Origin of the sequence: Actinokineospora guangxiensis (assembly GCF_042657845.1) — a bacterium.
GTDB classification, from domain to species: Bacteria; Actinomycetota; Actinomycetes; order Mycobacteriales; family Pseudonocardiaceae; genus Actinokineospora; species Actinokineospora guangxiensis.
This window is the reverse complement of record NZ_JBHSKF010000001.1, coordinates 215,282-236,126: the sequence shown is the minus strand read 5'-3', so window position 1 is coordinate 236,126 and position 20,845 is coordinate 215,282. Positions and strand designations below refer to the sequence as shown.

At 71.6% G+C, this 20,845-nt stretch carries 21 protein-coding genes; 10 read left to right on the top strand and 11 right to left on the bottom strand.

Annotated elements, in window-relative coordinates; translation table 11 throughout:
- Positions 1-41: 41 nt before the first annotated feature.
- On the bottom strand, positions 42-1,328 hold the full coding sequence (locus ACFPM7_RS01155; RefSeq protein ID WP_378242772.1) for an adenylosuccinate synthase: 1,287 nt from the start codon (positions 1,326-1,328) through the stop codon (positions 42-44).
- 99 nt (positions 1,329-1,427) lie between these two features.
- Between ACFPM7_RS01155 and ACFPM7_RS01150 the strand changes: the two genes are divergently transcribed.
- From ACFPM7_RS01150 to ACFPM7_RS01140, 3 genes are all read left to right on the top strand, one after another.
- Positions 1,428-2,111 (top strand): hypothetical protein, encoded by a 684-nt coding sequence (locus ACFPM7_RS01150; protein ID WP_378242770.1) that lies wholly within the window; start codon positions 1,428-1,430, stop codon positions 2,109-2,111.
- Positions 2,112-2,237: 126 nt separating this feature from the next.
- Positions 2,238-2,867 carry an HNH endonuclease family protein gene (locus ACFPM7_RS01145; RefSeq protein ID WP_378242768.1) on the top strand — a complete coding sequence of 210 codons (630 nt, stop codon included), beginning with the start codon at positions 2,238-2,240 and terminating at the stop codon, positions 2,865-2,867.
- 17 nt (positions 2,868-2,884) lie between these two features.
- The gene (locus tag ACFPM7_RS01140) at positions 2,885-3,133 is read left to right on the top strand and encodes a hypothetical protein (protein WP_378242766.1); all 249 of its coding nucleotides are present in this window, start codon (positions 2,885-2,887) and stop codon (positions 3,131-3,133) included.
- Here ACFPM7_RS01140 and ACFPM7_RS01135 read toward each other — a convergent pair.
- Positions 3,130-3,801 carry a TetR/AcrR family transcriptional regulator gene (locus ACFPM7_RS01135; RefSeq protein ID WP_378242764.1) on the bottom strand — a complete coding sequence of 224 codons (672 nt, stop codon included), beginning with the start codon at positions 3,799-3,801 and terminating at the stop codon, positions 3,130-3,132. The genes ACFPM7_RS01140 and ACFPM7_RS01135 overlap by 4 nt on opposite strands.
- Positions 3,802-3,906: 105 nt before the next feature.
- Between ACFPM7_RS01135 and ACFPM7_RS01130 the strand changes: the two genes are divergently transcribed.
- Positions 3,907-4,560: an SCP2 sterol-binding domain-containing protein gene (locus ACFPM7_RS01130; RefSeq protein WP_378242762.1), complete on the top strand. Its 654-nt coding sequence runs from the start codon at positions 3,907-3,909 to the stop codon at positions 4,558-4,560.
- 20 nt (positions 4,561-4,580) lie between these two features.
- Entirely contained in the window at positions 4,581-5,186 is a 606-nt protein-coding gene (locus tag ACFPM7_RS01125; RefSeq protein WP_378242760.1) for an SCP2 sterol-binding domain-containing protein, read from the top strand.
- A gap of 55 nt (positions 5,187-5,241) precedes the next feature.
- Here the strand turns inward: ACFPM7_RS01125 and ACFPM7_RS01120 are convergent, their stop codons facing one another.
- The 3 genes from ACFPM7_RS01120 to pdhA are packed head-to-tail and all read right to left on the bottom strand — an operon-like array spanning position 5,242 to position 8,868.
- On the bottom strand, positions 5,242-6,633 hold the full coding sequence (locus tag ACFPM7_RS01120) for a dihydrolipoamide acetyltransferase family protein (protein ID WP_378242758.1): 1,392 nt from the start codon (positions 6,631-6,633) through the stop codon (positions 5,242-5,244).
- Positions 6,634-6,640: 7 nt separating this feature from the next.
- A complete protein-coding gene (locus ACFPM7_RS01115; protein ID WP_378242756.1) occupies positions 6,641-7,666 on the bottom strand; it encodes an alpha-ketoacid dehydrogenase subunit beta in 1,026 nt (341 codons plus the stop codon).
- Positions 7,666-8,868, bottom strand: a complete 1,203-nt coding sequence (pdhA, locus tag ACFPM7_RS01110; protein WP_378242754.1) for a pyruvate dehydrogenase (acetyl-transferring) E1 component subunit alpha — start codon at positions 8,866-8,868, stop codon at positions 7,666-7,668. Before pdhA ends, ACFPM7_RS01115 begins: the two co-directional genes overlap by 1 nt.
- A 441-nt stretch (positions 8,869-9,309) precedes the next feature.
- On the opposite strand from pdhA, the gene ACFPM7_RS01105 reads away from it, so the two are divergent.
- Positions 9,310-10,725, top strand: coding sequence for a M20/M25/M40 family metallo-hydrolase (locus tag ACFPM7_RS01105; protein ID WP_378242752.1), 1,416 nt, complete (start codon positions 9,310-9,312; stop codon positions 10,723-10,725).
- On the opposite strand, the gene ACFPM7_RS01100 is transcribed toward ACFPM7_RS01105, so the two are convergent.
- The 6 genes from ACFPM7_RS01100 to ACFPM7_RS01075 all read right to left on the bottom strand — a co-directional run bounded on the left by ACFPM7_RS01100 (position 10,710) and on the right by ACFPM7_RS01075 (position 15,348).
- Entirely contained in the window at positions 10,710-11,780 is a 1,071-nt protein-coding gene (locus ACFPM7_RS01100; protein ID WP_378242750.1) for an ADP-ribosylglycohydrolase family protein, read from the bottom strand. The two genes, ACFPM7_RS01105 and ACFPM7_RS01100, sit on opposite strands and share 16 nt — an antisense overlap.
- Before the next feature lie 9 nt (positions 11,781-11,789).
- On the bottom strand, positions 11,790-12,512 hold the full coding sequence (locus ACFPM7_RS01095) for an ESX secretion-associated protein EspG (protein WP_378242748.1): 723 nt from the start codon (positions 12,510-12,512) through the stop codon (positions 11,790-11,792).
- Positions 12,513-12,515: 3 nt separating this feature from the next.
- Positions 12,516-13,622: a hypothetical protein gene (locus ACFPM7_RS01090; protein ID WP_378242746.1), complete on the bottom strand. Its 1,107-nt coding sequence runs from the start codon at positions 13,620-13,622 to the stop codon at positions 12,516-12,518.
- Positions 13,623-13,632: 10 nt separating this feature from the next.
- Entirely contained in the window at positions 13,633-14,241 is a 609-nt protein-coding gene (locus ACFPM7_RS01085; RefSeq protein WP_378242744.1) for a DUF3558 domain-containing protein, read from the bottom strand.
- 1 nt (position 14,242) lies between these two features.
- Positions 14,243-14,674 (bottom strand): hypothetical protein, encoded by a 432-nt coding sequence (locus ACFPM7_RS01080; protein ID WP_378242742.1) that lies wholly within the window; start codon positions 14,672-14,674, stop codon positions 14,243-14,245.
- Between the two features lie 104 nt (positions 14,675-14,778).
- Entirely contained in the window at positions 14,779-15,348 is a 570-nt protein-coding gene (locus ACFPM7_RS01075; RefSeq protein WP_378242740.1) for a DUF3558 domain-containing protein, read from the bottom strand.
- Between the two features lie 86 nt (positions 15,349-15,434).
- On the opposite strand from ACFPM7_RS01075, the gene ACFPM7_RS01070 reads away from it, so the two are divergent.
- From ACFPM7_RS01070 to ACFPM7_RS01055, 4 genes are all read left to right on the top strand, one after another.
- Positions 15,435-18,107 (top strand): MGH1-like glycoside hydrolase domain-containing protein, encoded by a 2,673-nt coding sequence (locus ACFPM7_RS01070; RefSeq protein ID WP_378242738.1) that lies wholly within the window; start codon positions 15,435-15,437, stop codon positions 18,105-18,107.
- Positions 18,108-18,214: 107 nt separating this feature from the next.
- Complete coding sequence (locus tag ACFPM7_RS01065) at positions 18,215-19,150, top strand: ABC transporter substrate-binding protein (RefSeq protein WP_378242736.1); 936 nt, start codon at positions 18,215-18,217, stop codon at positions 19,148-19,150.
- Positions 19,150-20,049, top strand: a complete 900-nt coding sequence (locus tag ACFPM7_RS01060; protein ID WP_378242734.1) for an amino acid ABC transporter permease — start codon at positions 19,150-19,152, stop codon at positions 20,047-20,049. Before ACFPM7_RS01065 ends, ACFPM7_RS01060 begins: the two co-directional genes overlap by 1 nt.
- The gene (locus ACFPM7_RS01055) at positions 20,046-20,819 is read left to right on the top strand and encodes an amino acid ABC transporter ATP-binding protein (protein WP_378242732.1); all 774 of its coding nucleotides are present in this window, start codon (positions 20,046-20,048) and stop codon (positions 20,817-20,819) included. Before ACFPM7_RS01060 ends, ACFPM7_RS01055 begins: the two co-directional genes overlap by 4 nt.
- Positions 20,820-20,845: the final 26 nt, after the last annotated feature.

Here is a 20,845-nt window from a genome sequence, read left to right as displayed (position 1 = left end):
AACCCGGTGCGGCCCCGCACCGCGGGGCCGCACCGGGACGCTCAGACCAGCTCGTGGCGGACGATCGTCTCGTCGCGGCCGGGGCCGACGCCGACGGCCGAGACGCGGGCGCCGGAGATCTTCTCCAGGTACTCCACGTAGGCCTTGGCGTTGGCGGGCAGCTCGTCCCAGGTCTTGCACTGGGAGATGTCCTCGAACCAGCCCGGCAGGTTCTCGTACACCGGCACGGCGTGGTGGACGTCGGTCTGGGTCATCGGCATCTCGTCCACGCGGCGGCCGTCGATCTCGTAGGCCACGCAGACCGGCACCTGCTCCAGGCCGGAGAGCACGTCGAGCTTGGTGAGGAAGTAGTCGGTGATGCCGTTGACCCTGGTCGCGTAGCGGGCGATGACGGCGTCGAACCAGCCGGTGCGCCGCGTGCGGCCGGTGGTGACGCCGAACTCGCCGCCGATCTTGCGCAGCCGCTCGCCCATGTCGTCGTCCAGCTCGGTCGGGAACGGGCCGGAGCCGACGCGGGTGGTGTAGGCCTTGAGGATGCCGATCACCGTGGTGATGCGCGTCGGGCCGACGCCGGAGCCGTTGGAGGCGCCGCCGGAGGTCGGGTTCGAGGAGGTCACGAACGGGTAGGTGCCGTGGTCGACGTCGAGCAGGGTGCCCTGCGAGCCCTCCAGCAGCACGGTCTCGCCGCGGTCGAGGGCCTGGTTGAGCAGCAGGCGGGTGTCGGCGATGCGGTGGGCGAAGCGCTCGCCCGCGCTGAGCACCTCGTCGACGACCTGGTCGACCTCCAGGCCCTTGCGGTTGTAGACCTTGACCAGGATCTGGTTCTTGGTGTCGAGCGCGGCCTCGACCTTCTGCCGCAGGATCTTCTCGTCCAGCAGGTCCTGCACCCGCACGCCGACGCGGGCGACCTTGTCCTGGTAGGCCGGGCCGATGCCGCGGCCGGTGGTGCCGATCTTCGCCTTGCCCAGGTAGCGCTCGGTGACCTTATCGATGGCCACGTGGTAGGGCATGATCAGGTGCGCGTCGGCGGAGATCAGCAGGCGCGAGGTGTCGATGTCGCGCTCCTCCAGGCCGGCCAGCTCCTTGAGCAGCACGGCCGGGTCGATCACCACGCCGTTGCCGATGACGTTGGTGACCCCGGGGGTGAGGATGCCCGAGGGGATCAGGTGCAGGGCGAACTTCTGCCCGTCGGGCAGCACCACGGTGTGGCCGGCGTTGTTGCCGCCCTGGTAGCGGACGATCCATTGCACGCGGTCGCCGAGCAGGTCGGTCGCCTTGCCCTTGCCCTCGTCGCCCCACTGGGCGCCGATCAGCACGATAGCCGGCATGTGAAACTCCAGGTGTTCGTCAAGTGGAGCTGCGGTGACACCCGGACCCGGAATCGCGCGGGCGAATGCCGGTGGCTCAGCCTAGACCAGGAGACAGCCTTGAACGCACTCGTGCTGGCCTGCGGAAACGACCGCGTCGCCGACAGCGCGGCGTTGTTCACCGACAGTGACAGCCAGGTCGAGGTGCACGCCGTGCCGGAGCGGCCGGAGCGGCCGGTGCTCGACCCGCTGCTGGTCGGCGCCGAGCACGTCGTCGTGCACGGAACCGACGCCGACCTCGCCGCGGTCGCGCTGCGACTGCTGCGCAAGGAGCTGTTGGAGACCATCACGGTCGGTTACGTGCCTGCCGACCCGGCGCGCTCCACGGTCCGCGCGCTGTGGGACCTGCCCGCCGATCCCCGGCGCGCCGCCGCGGTGGCGCTGCGCGGCGACGCCGACCCGGTCCCGCTGGTCCGCGACGACGCGGGCGGCGTGCTCGTCGGGCTCGGGGTGCTCGCCAGCGTGCGCGGGGTCGTCTACTGCGACGACGCCGTCGCCCTGCGCGGGCGGGCCAGCCGCGTCGAGGTGACCCCCGACCCCGACGGCGGCCCCGGACTCGCCGTGCGGGTCGTCAAGGTCGGGCTGACCGGCAAGCGGGTGCACACCTTCCAGTGCCGCGCGGTGCAGGCGGGCTGCCTGCCGGTGATCCCGCGCAGCGACGGGGTCGACCACCCGAGGGAGGCGGGCCGCTGGACGTGGTACCGCCACACCGCCGATCTCCGCCTGACACGTGGCCTGCTCTGAACGGACCAACTTCGCGAACGATCTTCCACTGACCGTCGTCATCACGTCACTCTGACGAGTGAGGCATTCCACCTCGATTCGTCACTGTCGACCCGCTCCACGTGATTCCCCTGCCACGGAGGAACGATGACGAAAACCCGAGCGACCCTCGGTTCCCTGCTCCTGACCGCCGCGATGACCTTCGGCCTGGCCGGGGTCGCGCAGGCGACACCACCCGGAATCCCCAGCGAGTCCACCGCGCGCAGCGAGCTCTCCGCGCTGCGCACCGCCACGGAGGGCTCGATGTCGGGCTACTCCCGCGAGAAGTTCCCGCACTGGATCACCATCTCCGGCGCGTGCAACACCCGTGAGACCGTGCTCAAGCGCGACGGGTCCAACGTGGTCACCGACTCCTCGTGCGCGGCGACCTCGGGAAGCTGGTACAGCCCCTTCGACGGCGCGACCTGGCGCGCGGCCTCCGATGTGGACATCGACCACATCGTGCCGCTCGCCGAGGCGTGGCGCTCCGGGGCGTCGTCCTGGTCGACCGCGCAGCGGCAGAGCTTCGCCAACGACCTGTCGGGCCCGCAGCTGATCGCGGTGACCGACAACGTCAACCAGTCCAAGGGAGACCAGGACCCGGCCGCGTGGAAGCCGCCGCTGTCGTCCTACTGGTGCACCTACGCCAAGATGTGGATCCGCACCAAGCACCGCTACAACCTGACCGCGCAGTCGACGGAGAAGACGGCGCTGTCGTCCATGCTGGACCGCTGCTGATCGGGGAGGATGGCGGCATGAGCGACTACTCCACCCCGTTCGCGGCCGGGCCCGGTGTGATGACCGAGGAGGTCGGCGTCGTCACCGGCGACCTGGAACTGCGCACGACCTGCGGTCCCGACAACGTCGTGACGGCGAAGGTGCGCTACGCGGGCGCGGAAGAGTGGTACCGGGTGCGCGGCGGGCAGTGCAAGCTCGCCGACCCGGCCGATCACGCCGCTGTCCACTCCCTGCTCGCGGGCGTGCTCAACCGGCCGTCCGGCTAGCTCTGACCGTCCTCGGGCTTGACCGGCGTCCAGACGTTGCCGTCGACGAGGTCGCCGAAGCCCATCCACACGAGGTTCATCAGCCAGCCCGCGACGACCTTGTCGGAGACCTCGGGGTGGTCGAGCCACCAGTCCGCCAGCGACTCGCTCGCGCCGACCAGCGCGGCGGCGAGCGCCTCGGTGGACTTGGTGGCGGCCTCGTTCATGCCGCGGCTGGTCGCCGAGCGGACCAGCAGCGCGTCGACCAGGGCGATGGCCCGGTCGCGCATGGCCAGCAGCTCGTCGCTGAACGGGCCGCCCTGCGAGGTGGCCTGGCGGTGCAGGACGCGCCAGCTCTCCTTCTGCTCGCCGACGAAGCGGAAGAAGGCGCGCAGCCCGTGCCAGAGCTGCATGTCCGGCGGGGACTCGACCTGCACGCCCTCGGCGATGGCGTCGATGAGCAGGGTCGCCTCGCGGCGGATGCAGGCGGCGAAGAGGTCTTCCTTGTGGCCGAGGTAGGCGTAGATCATCGGCTTGGAGACGCCCGCGACCTCGGAGATCTCGTCCATCGATGCGTTGTGGTAGCCGTGCTGGGAGAACACCCGGACCGCGGCGTCGAGGATCTGGCGCTCGCGCACCTCGCGCGGCAGCCGCTTCACCTTCGTCGGACGGCGCTCGTCCACACTCACGCCCGTTTCCTCCCCATCGCTCGAACCCACTTGGCCGGAACCCCCTTGCCAGTCCAAGCTACCCGGCCGTAGCCTACTGAAGAGTAGGTACTGCCGGAGGTGGCCATGTCCGAGCCCACGGGCGCCGGTGCCGAGCTGGGCGCCCTCAAGCCGCGGGAACTGGTCGAGCTTCTCGATCGGATGAACCCCGCGGACATCGCCGCGCGGAACATCGACGTGGATGCTATCGGTCGCGCCATCGACCCACGGAAGCTGCGCGGCGGCGACCTGTCCGCGCTGCTCTCGGCCATCACCCGCCTCGCCGAGGCCGGCGCCGAGGTCGACCTGGCCAGGATGGGCCCGGACACCTTCGCCGCGATCATCAGCCGCGCCTCGCGCGAGCAGCTCCAGACCGTCATGGCCGACGCGGGTCTGCGCGCGCGGATCATCGGCGAGGTCTTCCGCCGCATGGGCGACCACGTCCGCCCCGACCGGGTGCGCGGCGTCGAGGCCGTGGTGCACTGGCGGCTCTCGGAGGGCACCGGGGCGGGCGGCTACGACCGGTGGGAGACCGTCATCGCGGGCGCGGCCTGCTCGGTGAACCGGGAGATGGCGGGCAGGCCGAGGGCGACCATCACGCTCTCCCCGGCGGACTTCCTCGCCCTGATCACCCAGAACGCCTCCGCGCCCGTGCTGTTCCTCACCGGCAGGCTCAAGGTGCGCGGCGACCTGGCCTTCGCCGCCGGGCTGCCCGGCCTCTTCGACCTGCCGCGCGGGTAGGGGTCTGGTTGTCTGGCGAGGTGCGCAGGCGAGAGAAGTGGCACCGGCTTCCCCCCGCGCGGGTCGCCGACCTCGACGGGTTCGCCGAGCTGATCGATCCGGCGCTGCTGACCCCGGAGCAGTTCGTCGAGCTGATCGCCGTGCTCGACATGCTCGGGACCGCGGGCACCGGGGTGCGGCTGAGCGGCCTGCGCACCGAGACCTTCATCCGCTTCCTGGACAAGGCCTCGCGCGAGCAGCTGGCGGCGCTGATGGCCCACCCGCGCCTGCGGTACGTGGTGTTCGCCGAGCTGTTCGACCGCATGGCCGCGCACCTGGATCCGGGCAAGGTGGCGGGGCTGCGCGCCGTCGTGCACTGGGCGTTCACCGGCTCCCCCGACTCCGACTCTGCCGCCGACGGCCTCGACCGCTACGAGACGCGCATCCGCGAGGGCGTCTGCACCACCGGCGACGAGCCGACCGCCGACCCCAGGGTGACGATCACCATCAGCCCTGTGGACTTCCTGCGCGTGGTCACCGGCGCGGTCAGCACGCCCATGCTGTTCCTGTCCGGGAAGGTCAAGGTGAAGGGCGACATCGCGTTCGCGGCCACCCTGATCGGCAACTTCGACCTGCCGAGGGCGTGAAGAAGGGGCGGGAGTGCCGTCCCGCCCCTTCTCGCCCTGACGCCGGAAAGGCCGCCTAGAAGGTCATCGCCATGGCCGGGTCGGCCAGCAGCGCGCCGACGTCGGCCAGGAACTCCGAGCCCTGCTGGCCGTCGACCAGCCGGTGGTCGAAGCTCAGCGCGAGCTGGCAGACCTTGCGCACCGTGATGTCACCGTCGACCACCCACGGCATGTCCTTGATCGCGCCGAAGGCCAGGATCGCCGACTCGCCGGGGTTGATGATCGGGGTGCCGGTGTCGACGCCGAAGACGCCGACGTTGGTGATGGTGAACGTGCCGTTGACCATGTCGCCGGGCGGGGTCTTGCCGTCGCGGGCGGTGGTGGTCAGCCCGTCGAGGGCCACCGCCAGCTCCCGCAGCGACAGCTGCTCGGCGTCGCGGATCTTCGGCACGATCAGCCCGCGCGGCGTGGCCGCGGCGATGCCGAGGTGCACGTAGTCCTTGTAGACGATCTCCTGGGCCTGCTCGTCCCAGGCGGAGTTGACCTCGGGCGTGCGCTTGATGGCCATGGTCACCGCGCGGGCGCAGAAGGCCAGCGGGGTCACCCGCACGTCGCGGAACCCGCGGTGGGACTTGAGCTTGGCCCGCAGCTCCATCATCGGCGTCACGTCGACGGTGAGGAACTCCGTGACGTGCGGTGCGGTGAAGGCGCTGGCGACCATGGCCTGGGCGGTCATCTTGCGCACGCCCTTGATCGGCACCCGGCGCTCGCCGCCCCGGGTGACGGCGGCCTGGGCCGCGGCGGGCTCCGGCGCGGCGGCGGCCTGCTGGACGTCCTCGCGCGTGATCACCCCGCCCGACCCGCTGCCCGCCAGCGACCGCAGGTCCACGCCGAGGTCCTTGGCCAGCTTGCGCACCGGCGGCTTGGCCAGCGGCACGTAGCCGCCCGGGGCCACCGGCTGGGCCGCGGGGACGGGGGCGGCCTCGGGCACCGGCTCGGTGACCGCGGGCGACGGGGTGGTCCCGTTGCTGTTGAACGCCGCGCCGACCTGGGCCTGCACCGCGGCGGCCGCGGGCTCGGCCGGGACGGCCGGGCCCTTACGCGGCCTGCGCTTGGCGGTGACCGTCTTGGAGCCGTAGCCGACCAGCGGCTTCATCTCCTCCTCGACGGGCTCCGCGGCGGCGGGGGCCGCCGCCGCGGGCGCCGGGGCGGCGGCGCCGCCGGGGTCGGTGTCGATGGTCAGGATCGGCGTCCCGACCTCGACGGTCTGGCCGGGGGTCACGTGCAGCTCGGTGACCACGCCCGCCCACGGACAGGGCAGCTCGACGGCCGCCTTCGCGGTCTCGATCTCCACGATGATCTGGTTCACCGTGACCGTGTCGCCCGGCTTGACGTGCCAGGACAGGATCTCGGCCTCGGTGAGCCCTTCGGCGGTGTCGGGCAGGGGGAAGCTCTTGAACTGCGGCATCAGCGGATCACCAGGCCAGCGAGCGGTCGACGGCGTCGAGCACCCGGTCGAGGTCCGGCAGGAAGTGCTCCTCCAGCTTCGCGGGCGGGTAGGGCGCGTCGAAGCCGTGCACCCGCAGCACCGGGGCCTCCAGCGAGTAGAAGCACTCCTGCTGCACCCGCGCGGCCAGCTCCGAGCCGATCGAGGACTCCGACGGCGACTCGCTGACCACGACCATCCGGCCGGTCCGGCGCACCGACTCGAACACCGGGCCGAGGTCCAGCGGCGAGAGCGTGCGCAGGTCGATGACCTCCAGCGCGTGCCCGTCCTCCTCGGCGGCGGTCGCCGCGTCGAGCGCGACCTTCACCGACGGGCCGTAGGCGACCAGGGTGGCCGTGGTGCCCGCGCGCACGACGCGCGAGGCGAACAGCGGCTCCGGGGTGGCCGACGGATCGATCTCGGCCTTCATCGCCGCCGAGTGGTAGTACCGCTTCGGCTCGAAGAAGACGACCGGGTCGTCGCTGCGGATGGCCTGCTGGATCATCCAGTAGGCGTCCACGGCGTTGGAGCAGGCCACCACCTTCAGCCCCGCGGTGTGCGCGAAGTAGGACTCCGGGGACTCCGAGTGGTGCTCGACGGCGCCGATGCCGCCGCCGAACGGGATGCGGATGACCAGTGGCACCTTCACCCGGCCCTGGGTGCGGGCGTGCAGCTTGGCGACCTGGGAGACGATCTGGTCGAAGCCGGGGAAGACGAACCCGTCGAACTGGATCTCGCAGACCGGCCGGTAGCCGCGCACGGCCAGGCCGACCGCGGTGCCGATGATGCCGGACTCGGCCAGCGGCGTGTCCAGCACGCGGTGCTCGCCGAAGTCCTTCTGCAGGCCGTCGGTGATGCGGAAGACGCCGCCGAGCTTGCCGACGTCCTCGCCCATGACGATGACCTTGGGGTCGGACTCCATCGCCGCGCGCAGACCGAGGTTGAGCGCCTTGCCCATGGTCAGCGACTGCACGGCCGGGGTCGTCTGCGGCTTGGTGATCGCGGGTGCGGCCATCAGTGCTCACCTCCGAAGGCGGCGTGGTAGCTGAGGAACTCCTCGCGCTGGGCGTCGAGGAAGGGGCTGGGCTCGGCGTAGACGTTGTCGAACATCTGCCGCACCGGCGGGTCGGGCATGGTGAAGCAGAACTCGCGGAGTCCGGCGGCCATCTCGTCGGCGTCGGCCTGCACGGAGTCCAGGAAGTCCTGGTCGGCCATGCCGTGGCGGACCAGGTGCACGCGGACGCGTTCGATCGGGTCCTTGAGCTTCCAGGCCTCCAGCTCGTCGGAGAGCCGGTAGCGGGTCGGGTCGTCGGTCGTGGTGTGGGCGTCCATGCGGTAGGTGAACGCCTCGATCAGGACCGGGCCGTTGCCGTTGCGGCACTCGTCGAGCGCCCAGCGCGAGACCGCCAGCGTGCCGAGCACGTCGTTGCCGTCGACCCGGATGCCGGGGAAGCCGTAGCCGCGGGCGCGCTGGTACAGCGGCAGGCGCGACTGGCGCTCGGTGGGCTCGGAGATGGCCCACTGGTTGTTCTGGCAGAAGAACACCAGCGGCGCGTCGTAGACCGCCGCCCACACGAAGCCCTCGTGCACGTCGCCCTGGCTGGTGGCGCCGTCGCCGAAGAAGCACATCGTGGCCTCGCCGTCGGGGTCGCCGACCTTGCCGTCGAAGCGCTGCCCCATGGCGTACCCGGCGGCGTTGAGCACCTGGTTGCCGATGACGATCGTGTACGGGTGGAAGCGGTGCGCGACCGAGTCCCAGGTGCCGTTGTCGGTGCCGCGGAAGATGCCCAGCAGCTCCTCGGGCTTGATGCCCCGGCACCAGGCGACGCCGTGCTCGCGGTAGGAGGGGAAGACCATGTCGGTCGGCCGCAGGGCCCGACCGGCGCCCACCTGGGCGGCCTCCTGCCCGAGCAGCGGCACCCAGATGCCGAGCTGGCCCTGGCGCTGCAGGGCGTTGGACTCGCGGTCGGCGCGGCGCACCAGCACCATGTCGCGGTAGAGCCCGCGCAGGTCTTCCTCGGTGACGTCGGCGACGTAGCGGTCGAACTGGGGGCTCTCGACCCGCTCACCTTCCGGCGTGAGGAGCTGCACCAGCTCCGGACCGCCCTCGCTGGTCGCACGCAAACCCGCGATCACCTGCTCTGCTGTCGGAGCGGCTGCGGTCGCGGCCGGGCCCTCCCTGGGCTCCGGGTGCGTCCACTGTTCGGCAGAGGACATGGGTGTTCTCCTCGGGGTCAGGTCCGCACCCCCGCTTGTGGCGGGCCGGCACGGCCGCGTCGCGGGACGCCGCCGCCGCTGTCGCTCGGCTTCGGCCCCCGTCGGCGCTGACGGTTCGTTCCCACATCCTGGCACGGCGATGCCCGATCCGGTGAGCCCTGCCCGCCCGTTCGTTACCAACTGCGACCCTCTGACCTGGGAAAACCCTAGGACTACCGACGTTCGGGGGTCATAGGGGCGCACAAACGGCGCAGCGTGGCGCGGTTCGGCCGAGCACGGCGGACCCACCCGCGGCCGAGGAGTGACGTGCATCACCCAACCCTGGCGAGCCCGCGGCGGCGGGCGGGAACGAACGCCGCCGCGGGCTCATCCCCGAGGGTGGCGCGGGCCCGCTGAGAACGTCATCAGCCGTCCTGTCCGCCCTGATGGCAGGATCGGGCCGTGGACACCTCCGCCGTTCGACAGCACGTGCGCGCGACCTGGGACTCGGCGATCCTGCCCAGCCTGCGCGACTTCATCGCCATCCCCGCGCTCTCCCCGGCCTTCGACGCCGACTGGGCCACCACCGGGCACCTCGACGCCGCCGCGGAGCACCTGCGGGCCTGGATCGACGGCCGCGGCCTGCCCGGCGCGACGCTGGAGATCGTGCGGCTGCCCGAGCGCACCCCGCTGCTGGTGGTCGACATCCCCGGCACGGTCGCCGACGCCGAGACGGTGCTGCTCTACGGCCACCTGGACAAGCAGCCCCCCGTCGGCGGCTGGTCCGAGGGCCTGGACCCCTGGACCGCGGTCGAGCGCGGCGAGCGGCTGTACGGGCGCGGCGCGGCCGACGACGGCTACGCCGGGTACGCCGCGACCGCGGCCGTCGAGGCGGTCAGGGCCACCGGCGGCGAGCACGCGCGCTGCGTGATCATGCTCGAGACCGGCGAGGAGTCCGGCAGCCCCGACCTGCCCGCCTACCTCGACCACCTGGGCGAGCGGCTCGGCGAGATCGCGCTCGTGGTCTGCCTGGACTCCGGCGGCCACGACTACGACCGCATGTGGCTGACGACCTCGCTGCGCGGCCTGGTGTCCATCGACGTCACCGCCCGTGTCCTGGAGTCCGGCCAGCACTCCGGGCTGGCGGGCGGCATCGTGCCCAGCTCCTTCCGCGTGCTGCGCGCGCTGCTGGAGCGCCTGGAGGACTCCGCGACCGGCGAGTTGCTGCTGCCGGAACTGTCGGTGCGCATCCCCGAGCACCGCGTCGAGGAGGCCAGGGCGACCGCCGAGACGGCCCCGGCGAGCGCGCTGCCGCTGCACGGCGGCACCCGCACCGTCACCGACGACCCGCTGGAGCTGCTCCTCAACAACAGCTGGCGGCCGTCGCTGAGCGTCATCGGCGCCGCGGGCTTCCCGCTGCCCGCCGACGCCGGGAACGTGCAGCGCCCGTTCACGACCCTGTCGCTGAGCTTCCGGCTCCCGCCGACCGCCGACGCCAAGGCCGCGCTCGGCGCCATCCAGAAGGCGCTGACCACCGACGTCCCGCACGGGGCGAGCATCGAGTTCGACCGCATCGACATCGCCGACGGCTGGGACGCCCCCGAACTCGCGCCGTGGCTGCGCGCCGCGCTCGACACCACCGCGCGCGAGGTGTTCGGCAGCCCGTGGGGAGCCGTGGGCCTGGGCGGCAGCATCCCGTTCATGGGCCTGCTGGCCGAGCGCTACCCGGCCGCGCAGTTCGTCGTGACCGGCGCGCTGGGCTCCGACAGCAACGCCCACGTCCCCGACGAGTGGCTGCACGTGCCGCAGGCGGTGCGGGTGACCGAGGCGGTCGCGCACATCCTGGACGCGCAGGCGCGGGGTCACCAGGCGGGGTAGCTGTCCTGCCAGTCGGGGTCGGTCTCCTCGGCGGTGAAGATCAGCACGGCGTCGCCGACGAGGCGGGTCATGGCCTCGCGCAGTTCCAGGGCGTCCAGCAGGTGCCGGGGAATGGCGTCGACGCCGTGCACCGCGCCGAGCAGGTTGCCGCAGATGCTGCCGGTGGAGTCGCTGTCGCCGGAGTGCTCGACGGCCATGGCCAGGCCGTCGAGCACGTCGCGGGCGTGCAGGGCGGCGCAGACCGAGATGGCCAGCGCCTCCTCGCCGACCCAGCCGCCGCCGAGGGTCTCCAGGTCCTCCGGCGTCGGCCTGCCCTTCTCCGCCAGCGACACCGCGGCGGCGAGCGCGGCGACGGTCTCCTCGTTGCCGTCCCATTCGGACAGTTCGGCGACGGACTCCTCGATCGCGGTGGGCAGGGTCGCGCCGTCGAGGAGCCTGCGCACCAGGAAGGCCAGCGCGCCCGCGCTGAGGTAGCCGCTGGGGTGGCCGTGGGTGAGCGCGCCGGAGCGCGCGGCGAGGTCGAACACCTCGGCGGCGTCGCCGGACCAGAGGGCGACAGGCGCGGCGCGCATGACCGCGCCACAGCCCTTGGAGTCGTTGACCCGCTGCTCCGGCGCGGCCGAGGGCAGCCCGCCCGCGAACCCGCGCAGGGCGGTGAGCACGGTGGCGCCCGGGGCGCGGCGGTGGTGCAGGTCAGGTTCCCTGACCAGCCAGCCGTCCGGCTCGGGCTCCAGCGCGTACAGCCCGCCCGCGCGGTGCCACGGCGTGCCCTGCGTGTGGTACCAGCGCTGGTAGGCGTGCTGCAGCACGCTCACCGGGTGCTCGGCGAGGCCGAGTCCGCGCGCCATCCGGGCGCGGATCATCGCTTCGAGGGTGAACAGCGTCATCTGCGTGTCGTCGGTGATGCGCCCCGGCCCGCCGTAGGCGATCCCGTACTCCCGCACCCCGCCGGGGAAGCCCGCCCTGATGTCGGCCAGCCCCATGAACTCCACCGGCCCGCCGAGCGCGTCGCCCACCGCTCCCGCCAGCACACATCCCAACCACTGGTCCCGCATGTCAGGAGCCTAGTGGAGGCCGGATTGCAGCTCCGCGAGCCGTTTGCCGATCACCTGCGTCGTCCCGGGGACAGCGGTGACGAACGGCTCACCGCGCCCGGCCACCCGGTAGAGCGCCCACCGCCCGGCGGCCACGTCGATGACGTCCACCCACGCCGTCGCCCTGACCCGCCTGCCGCGCGGGTCGCGGCGCGCGGTGTAGAGCTTGCCGCCGCCGGTGCGCTCGGTCTTGAGCAGCGCCTCCAGCCTGCGCGCCGGGGGCGGCAGTCGGCGCCCGAAGCCGTCGCCGTCGGCGAGGTCCTGCACGCGCACCGACAGCGCCTCACCCCGGGCGGGCGGGGTGCTCGGCAGCCGGTAGAGGAACGCGTCGAGCAGCCGCGCGGCCTCCACCGGCTCGACGGTGACGGTGTCGCCGATCCGCTCGGCCAGCACCCCGACCCGCCCGGCGGCGGCGGTGAGCACCGAATACGGCCCCTCGGCGTCGTGCAGCCACCCGTAGTACTCGACCTGCCCGCGCTGCATCACCGTCAGCAGCTCCACGAACCCGTGATCGAGCCCGTCACGCCCGGCGACCCCGGCCGCGGTGAGGGCGGCGCGGAACTCCGCGTCCGCCTCCTGCTGAAACCGCGGCGAGTAGTAGCGCTCGCCGCCGGTGAACAGCGGGTGCGGCTCGCCGAGGTCCAACTGCTTCAGCAGCCGGTACAGCGCCGCCACCGACAGTTCCGCCTTCACCGCCTACCCCCCGATCACGGGCGGCGCGGTCACCTGGTCGGTGCCGAAGATCGCCTCCGGGTCGTCCTCCTGCAGGAACGAGGCGCGGGTGTGCTCCTCGTCCTCCCCGCCCTGGCCGCGCGCGCCACCACCCGCACCGCCCATGCCGCCTCGCCCGCCGCCCTGAGCCCCTTGGCCGCGCGCGTGCGGGTCGGCCTGCCCGTGAGACCTGCCCTCCGCGCCCAGGGCACCGGGGCCGATCCCGCCTGGCCTGCCCCCGATCCCGCCTGCGCCTCCTGGCCTGCCACCGGCTGTGCCCGCGGCTCCTCGTCCCGCGCCACCGGAACCTGATCCCAGGCCCTGCGGGAGGTAGGGCGGGAAGGTGGTCGGTCCGGGCGGCGGGGTGACCGGTGGAACCACCGGGAGCCTGCCGGGCTGCACGACCTTGGAGTCCACCTGCTGCGGCAGCGTCGTCCCGTCATCGACCAACTGCGGCCGAGTCCGCTCGTCCCCGACCACCGGCGGCGGCGTCACCCGCCCCTCGCCCCGGTCCCCACCGCCGGGCGGTGTCACGTCGTCGCGGTCACCGGGACCGCCCGGCGGCGGGGTCCGCTCCGGCGGGTCGACAACGATCTCGCCATCCCAACCGTCCAAGCTTGGGTAGTCCGTGGGGAGCGCGGACTCGTTGTCCCAGCTCGCCATGTCGTACTGGTCGTAGACGCGGATGTTGTGCTCGGACTTGGCCTGGTGGCGGGCGTACTCGGTCTCGGTGTCGGTGGACCACGGCGCGATGTCGTCGAGGAAGCCCGTCTCCGGCGCCCTCTCCGCGACCGGCACGACGTTCCCCTTGGCCGAGTCGAAGGAATGCGCCTGCTGGTCGAGCAACTGGTCCGTGCGCTCGAGGTTGGCCACGCCGATACTGCTCACCCGCGCGATGGGGTACGCCGCCCCGAACGCCGCCGCGCCCGCCGAGCCCTGCCAGCCGGACTCGATCTTCATGCCCAGCGCCGTGATCCGCTTCGCTCTCTCCAGCTCGTGTTTGGCCTCGGCCACGGTGATGTCGTGCACCTCCCGGAGGGCTGACGACCCGGGACCGCCGTGCAGCGCGTGGTAGATCTCGTACCCGCTCATCCCGGTCATGTCAGCCCGCCTTCATCGTGGTGATGACCTGGCTGGCGACCGACGCGGCGACCAGGCACGGGTCCTTGTCCCCGACCTTGTCGCGGGACTGCCCGAGAGCGACCCCGACCATCTCCTCGTCGGAGGTGCCGACCCACACGGTGCAGTCGCCGGTGTCGCGCAGGTCGACCTTGTTGGCCACCACGGCGGGGAAGCCCTCGACCGGCGGCAGCTCCTCGAAGACCGCCAGCTCGCCGCGGGCCTTCGCGCCGTAGACGCCGTCGAGCCCGTTCGCGGTGACGACGGAGAGCAGCACGCTGCCCCCCGACTCGTTGCGCCACAAGCACGCCTTGCCCCCGACGGCGGGTTCCCCGACCCCGGGGTGCGCGACGCCGAGAGCGCCCGCCTGCGCCTTGGTGATGGAGGTGCACGGGTCGGCGGCGAACGCCGAGACGTCGAGCGGGTTCGACACCTGGGGCGTGCCCTGGTCCGGCCCGGTCGGCTCGGCTGTGCGGGTCCGCGGGAGGGTCGTGGTCGCGATGTCGTCGGTGGGCACGGGGCTGCCCTTGTCGGTGGTGGAGCAGCCGGAGAGCAGGCAGGCCATCAGCACTGCCGGGGCGGCGAGACGCACGTCAGATTCCTCCGGGCTTCGAGGCGGGCGCGTCGATCTTCATCAGTCCTTCGGCGGTGATCTGTTCGACGCCGAGGTACCTGTTCAGCGAGTTGGTGAACTTCACGGCCTGCTGGAGGCAGTACTTGTGCTTCTCTTCCAGAGACGTCAGGTAGCGGTTGCCCGAGAAGCACGTCTTCGCGGCGTAGTGCTCGCTGACCCACTCGCTGCCGGAGGGTCGGGCCATCTGCCACCCCTCGACACGCTTGATCGAGAGCTGGTACTCGTCCGCGAGTTCCCTCCACTCCTTGGCGATCGCCCTGATCTCGTCCGGGGAGAAGGAGAACTTGCCCGTGCCGCCGACCAAGCCGATCTGGCTCGGCGGCTGCGGCGTGGGTGCTGCGCCGGCGATGGGTGCCAGCGATGCCTGGATGCTGTCGAAGGCAGGTTGCATGGTGAAGAGACCCCCCTGGTGCTCACCCTGTGAGACAGAGCGTACGACATCTGTAATCGGACTCTGGGGGTATCGGGAAAGTCAGCGTCCGATGACCTGGGGATTCACCCGTTCTCAGCGGTCGCGAGGACCACGGACGCAGCGGCTGTCGCGGTCGAGCACGGGGTGTCGACCTGGGTGCGGGGCTGTTGGACCGAAACGGTGAACATGGTGGTCTCGGCGGTGCCGACGTGGATGGAGCAGGCGCCGGTGGGGCGGTTGTCGTGGCGTTCGGAGGTGACGGCGGGGTAGCCGTCGAGTTCGGGGAGGGGCTCGAAGTAGGCGGAGAGCTGGCGGGTCTGGTAGACGGCGTCCAAGCCCGCTTCGGCGGACCAGAGGACGGTTACGGCGCCGTCGCCGCCGTAGGTCCAGCGGCACGTGAGGCCGCCCTGGTTGCGCTGTTCCGCGCCGTCGGCCGCGCCCAGGGAGGAGAGGTGTTCGGGGGTCAGGGAGTCGCACGGCGCCTTCTGCAGGCGGGCGGTGTCCAGGGGGGTGGTCACCGCCGGGGCCTGGAAGTCGGTGGGGGCCAGGGAGGGCGGCTGGGCCGACGGAGTCGGCCCATCACCGGATGTCTCGGGGGAACCGCAGGCCGCCAAAACGACGGTGAGCAGGGCGAAGGCACCCACGTGGCGCACGTCAAACCTCCGGTGCTGTGCAGAAGGACCACCGCCAACCCTATGGCGTAGATCTCATATCAGCGTGATCCCGCACACTGGCTGGGATGAGCGAGCGGGAGCGGTTGGCGGGGTCCGGGTCCGCGCAGGCGCCGTGGCGGCTGTGGGGGCCATATCTGTCTGCCCGGCAGTGGGGCACGGTGCGGGAGGACTACTCGGCGAACGGGGACGCCTGGGGGTACTTCCCGTTCGAGCAGGCGCGGTCGCGGGCCTACCGGTGGGGGGAGGACGGGATCGCCGGGGTGTGCGACCGGCACGGGTTCCTGAACTTCGCGGTGGCGGTGTGGAACGGGCGCGACGAGATCCTGAAGGAGCGGTACTTCGGGCTGTCCAACGCCGAGGGCAACCACGGTGAGGACGCCAAGGAGCACTGGTGGATCACCGACGGGACGCCGACGCACTCCTGGATGCGCTGCGTCTACCGCTATCCGCAGGCCGCCTTCCCCTACGCCGAGCTGCGCGAGATGGCCGCGCGCGCCGGGCGGGGCGCGCGCGAGCCGGAGCTGTCGGACACCGGGGTGCTCGACGACGACCGCTTCTTCGACATCCGCGTCACCTACGCCAAGGCGGGTCCCGATGACCTGTGCGTGGAGATCGCGGCGACCAACCACGGGCCCGACCCCGCACCGCTGCACCTGGTGCCGCAGTTCTGGTTCCGCAACACCTGGTCGTGGGGCCGGGACGCGCGCAGGCCCGCACTGATCGCCTCCAGCGCGGGCGGCTGGAGCCGGGTGCTGGCCGAGCACGCGCTGCTGGGCCGCTACACGCTGCAGTTCGACGGCGAGCCGACGCTGCTGGTGACCGACAACGAGACCGACGAGGCCGCGCTGTTCGACCGGCCGGTGAACCCCAGCCGCTACACCAAGTCCGGCATCGGCGACCACATCGTCAGCCAGATGATCGATGCCTGCCAGGTCCCGCCCCCCGGCACGGCCTCGCAGCCGGGCACGAAGGCGGCGGGCTGGTACCGCTTCGCCGAGGTCGCCCCCGGCGAGACGGTGACGGTCAAGCTGCGCCTGGTCGCGGGCGACGGGCACGGCGCGGCCTTCGGGCGCACGTTCGCCGCGGCGATGGCCGAGCGCGAGGCCGAGGCCGAGGAGTTCTACGACGAGCTGGCCGGCCACCTCGACGCCGACGAGCGCACCGTCGTGCGCCGCGCCTACGCCGGTCTCTTGTGGACCAAGCAGCACTACCGCTTCCGCGTCAGGGAATGGCTCGACGGCGATCCCGCGCACCCGCCCGCCCCCGGCGAGCGGCTCGGCGGGCGCAACGCGCACTGGAAGCACGTGGACGTCTCCGACGTGCTGTCCATGCCCGACGAGTGGGAGTACCCGTGGTTCGCCGCGTGGGACCTGGCCTTCCACATGGTGCCCTTCGCCGTGGTCGACCCGGCCTTCGCCAAGGACCAGATCCTGCTGCTGTGCCGGGAGTGGCTGATGCACCCCAACGGCCAGCTCCCGGCCTACGAGTGGGCCTTCGGCGACGTCAACCCGCCGGTGCACGCCTGGGCGGCGCTGCAGGTCTACCGGGCCGAGCAGGCCGCGACCGGCGAGGGCGACCGGGTGTTCCTGGCCAGGGTGTTCCACAAGCTGCTGCTGAACTTCTCGTGGTGGGTCAACCGCAAGGACCCCGAGGGCAACTACCTGTTCGAGGGCGGCTTCCTCGGCATGGACAACATCGGCCCGGTCAACCGCTCCGAGCCGCTGCCGGGCGGGTGGCGCCTGGAGCAGTCCGACGCGACCTCGTGGATGGCGACCTACGCGCTGCACCTGATGCAGATGGCGCTGGAACTCGCCCGCGCGGACGAGGCCTACGAGGACGTGGCGACGAAGTTCGTCGAGCACTTCCTGTCGATCGCGCACGCCTCGACCCACTTCGGCTCGGCCGACCGGCCGATCTGGGACGAGGAGGACGGGTTCTGCTACGACCTGCTCTCCCGGGTGCGCCCCGACGGCGGCGTGGAGTCGCACCCGGTGCGGGTGCGCTCGATGGTGGGCCTGATCCCGCTGTTCGCCGTCGCGCCGCTGCCCGCGTGGGTGTTCACCGAGCTGCCGAACTTCGCCGAGCGGCTGAACTTCCTGCTGCGCCGCCAGCCCGCCTTCGGCCAGTTCCTGACCTGGCACACCGACGGCGAGCGCAGCGCGCTGCTGACGCTGCTGGACACGCGCAAGCTGCGCCGGGTGCTGCGCCGGATGTTCGACGAGGGCGAGTTCCTCTCCGCGCACGGGGTGCGCTCGCTCTCCGCGGCCCACCGCGACGGCGTGGACGTGCACATCGACGGCTGGCCGCACCGCATCGCCTACGAGCCGGGGGAGTCCAGCACGCCGATGTTCGGCGGCAACTCCAACTGGCGCGGCCCGATCTGGTTTCCCACCAACGCGCTGCTGGTGCAGTCGCTGCACGTGCTCGACGCCTTCCACGGCAAGGACCTGCAGGTGGAGCTGCCGACCGGTTCGGGCACCCAGGTCACCGCCGGTGAGGCGGCGCGCGAGCTGCAGCGCAGACTCGCCGGGCTGTTCCTGCCCGGCCCGGACGGCCGCAGGCCTGCCGACGGCGACCGCGTCGAGGCGCGGCCGGGTGAGCGCTGGCGCGAGCACGTCACGTTCAGTGAGTACTTCGACGGAGACACCGGTGAGGGCCTCGGCGCGGCCCACCAGACGGGCTGGACGGCGCTGGTCGCCGTACTTATTGCGGGCTGGCCCGGCACGAGCGGGAAATAATCCACCACCGAAGGTGATGCGTCCGTAACCAAGGCCGTGCTGCGCTGACCGCCGATCGGGTGGCAGTATCCCCACCACTCCGGTTAACCAGACACGAGGAGTAGATGGTGTCCCGACGACAGTTCCGCAGGCTGAGCCAGGTGACCACCGGGCTGGCGGCTCTCGCGCTCGCTGTGACCGCGTGTGGCGCGAGTGGCAGCGGCGCCCCGGAAGACCCGGGCGGCGCCCCGGCCAACCCCACCTCGGCAGCCCCCTCGGTGGCGAAGGACCCGGCGCTGGCCGCCATGGTGCCGACCGACATCGCCAGCGACGGGAAGATCGTCGTAGGGCAGGACCAGAGCTACCCGCCGAACGAGTTCATCGACGAGCAGGACAAGGCCGTCGGCATGGACATCGACCTCGGCAACGCCATCGCGGCGAAGCTCGGTCTGACGATGGAGTACCAGAACTCCGCCTTCGACGGCATCATCCCCGGCCTGACCTCGGGCAAGTACGAGCTGGCCATGTCGTCGTTCACGATCAACGCCGACCGCCTCCAGCAGGTCGACATGGTGTCCTACTTCAGCGCGGGCACCTCGATGGCCGTGCTCAAGGGCAACCCGGACGGCATCAGCATCGATGACCTGTGCGGCAAGAACGTGGCCGTGCAGAAGGGCACCGTCCAGGTCGAGGACCTGGAGAAGAAGTCCGCCGAGTGCACCGGCGCGGGCAAGCCCGAGATCACCGTCACCCAGTTCCAGAACCAGACCGACGTGACGCTGGCGCTGACCGCCAAGCGCGCGCAGGCCATGCTGGCCGACTCGCCGGTCATCGACTACGCCGTCAAGCAGACCGAGGGCACCCTGGAGACCGCGGGCGCCCCGTACGACACCGCGCCGTACGGGATCATCGTGCCCAAGGGCAAGGGCGACTACGCCAAGGCGGTGCAGGGCGCGCTGCAGGCCCTGATCGACGACGGCACCTACACCAAGATCCTGGAGGCGTGGGGCGTGCAGGGCGGCGGCATCCCGACCGCCGAGGTCAACCCCGCACCGGCGGGCTGATGTCGCAGGAGCAGCCGCTGAAGGTCGTGCCGGTGCGCCATCCCTGGCGGTGGGTCACCGGCGCGATCCTCGCGGTCCTCATCGCCCAGGCCGGGGTCAGCGTCGTCACCAACGACAATTTCGGCTGGCCGGTGGTCTGGGACTACCTGTTCGACGAGCGCATCATCCGGGGCCTGCAGAACACGCTGGTCCTGACAGTGCTCTCGATGCTGATCGGCGTGTTCGGCGGCATCCTGCTGGCGATCATGCGGCTCTCTGGCAACCCGCTGGCCGCGGGCGTGGCCAGCGCCTACATCTGGCTGTTCCGCGGCACGCCGCTGATCACCCAGCTGATCTTCTGGTTCTTCTTCGCCGCGCTGTTCCCCAGGATCGGGCTCGGCGTGCCCTTCGGCGGCCCGGAGTTCGTCTCCTGGGACACCAACGTGCTGATCACCCAGTTCTACGCGGCCCTGCTCGGGCTCGGGCTGAACGAGGCGGCCTACATGGCCGAGATCGTGCGCGGCGGCATCCAGTCGGTGGACGAGGGCCAGACCGAGGCGGCGGGCGCGCTGGGCATGACCCGCGGCCGCGTGCTGCGCCGGATCGTGCTGCCGCAGGCCATGCGGGTGATCATCCCGCCGACCGGCAACCAGACGATCTCGATGCTGAAAACCACGTCGCTGGTGATCGTCATCGGGTACTACGAGCTGATGGTCGCCGCGCAGACGATCTACTCGCGCAACTTCCAGACCATCCCGCTGCTGATCACCGCGGCGCTCTGGTACCTGGCGCTGACCTCGGCGCTGACCGTGGTCCAGATGCAGATCGAGAAGCGCTACTCGCGGGGCACCAGCCGCTCGGTGAAGGCCCAGCGCGGACTGGTGAACCGGCTGCTCGCCTCGGGGAGTGATCGAGTATGACCGAGACCGGCACCCCGGTGGTGCGCGCCGTGGGCGTGTGCAAGAGCTACGGCAGGCTCGACGTGCTGCGCGGGATCGATCTGGAGGTGGCCTCCGGTGAGGTCATGTGCCTGATCGGGCCGTCGGGCTCGGGCAAGTCGACGTTCCTGCGCTGCATCAACCACCTGGAGAAGGTGGACGCGGGCGAGCTGTACGTCGACGGCGAGCTGGTCGGCTACCGCAAGGGCGGGGACAAGCTCTACGAGCTGAAGGAGAGCGAGGTCGCGTTCAAGCGGCGCTCCATCGGCATGGTGTTCCAGCGGTTCAACCTGTTCCCGCACATGACGGCGCTGGGCAACGTCATCGAGGCGCCGATCGGTGTGCTGGGCAAGAGCAAGGCGCAGGCCAGGGCGCGGGGGGTCGAGCTGCTGGAGCAGGTCGGCCTGGGTGACAAGGCCGCCGCCTACCCCAACCAGCTCTCCGGCGGCCAGCAGCAGCGCGTCGCCATCGCCAGGGCGCTGGCGATGGAGCCGAAGCTGATGCTCTTCGACGAGCCGACCTCGGCGCTGGACCCGGAGCTGGTGGGCGACGTGCTCGCCGTCATGCGGGACCTGGCCGAGCAGGGCATGACGATGGTCGTGGTGACCCACGAGATGGGCTTCGCCAGGGAGGTCGGTGACTCGCTGGTCTTCATGGACGAGGGCGTCGTGGTCGAGCACGGCCACCCGCGCGACGTGCTGACCAGCCCCCAGCACGAGCGGACGAAGTCCTTCCTGAGCAAGGTTCTGTGAGCGCGGCCTGGCAAAGAAGTTACCCG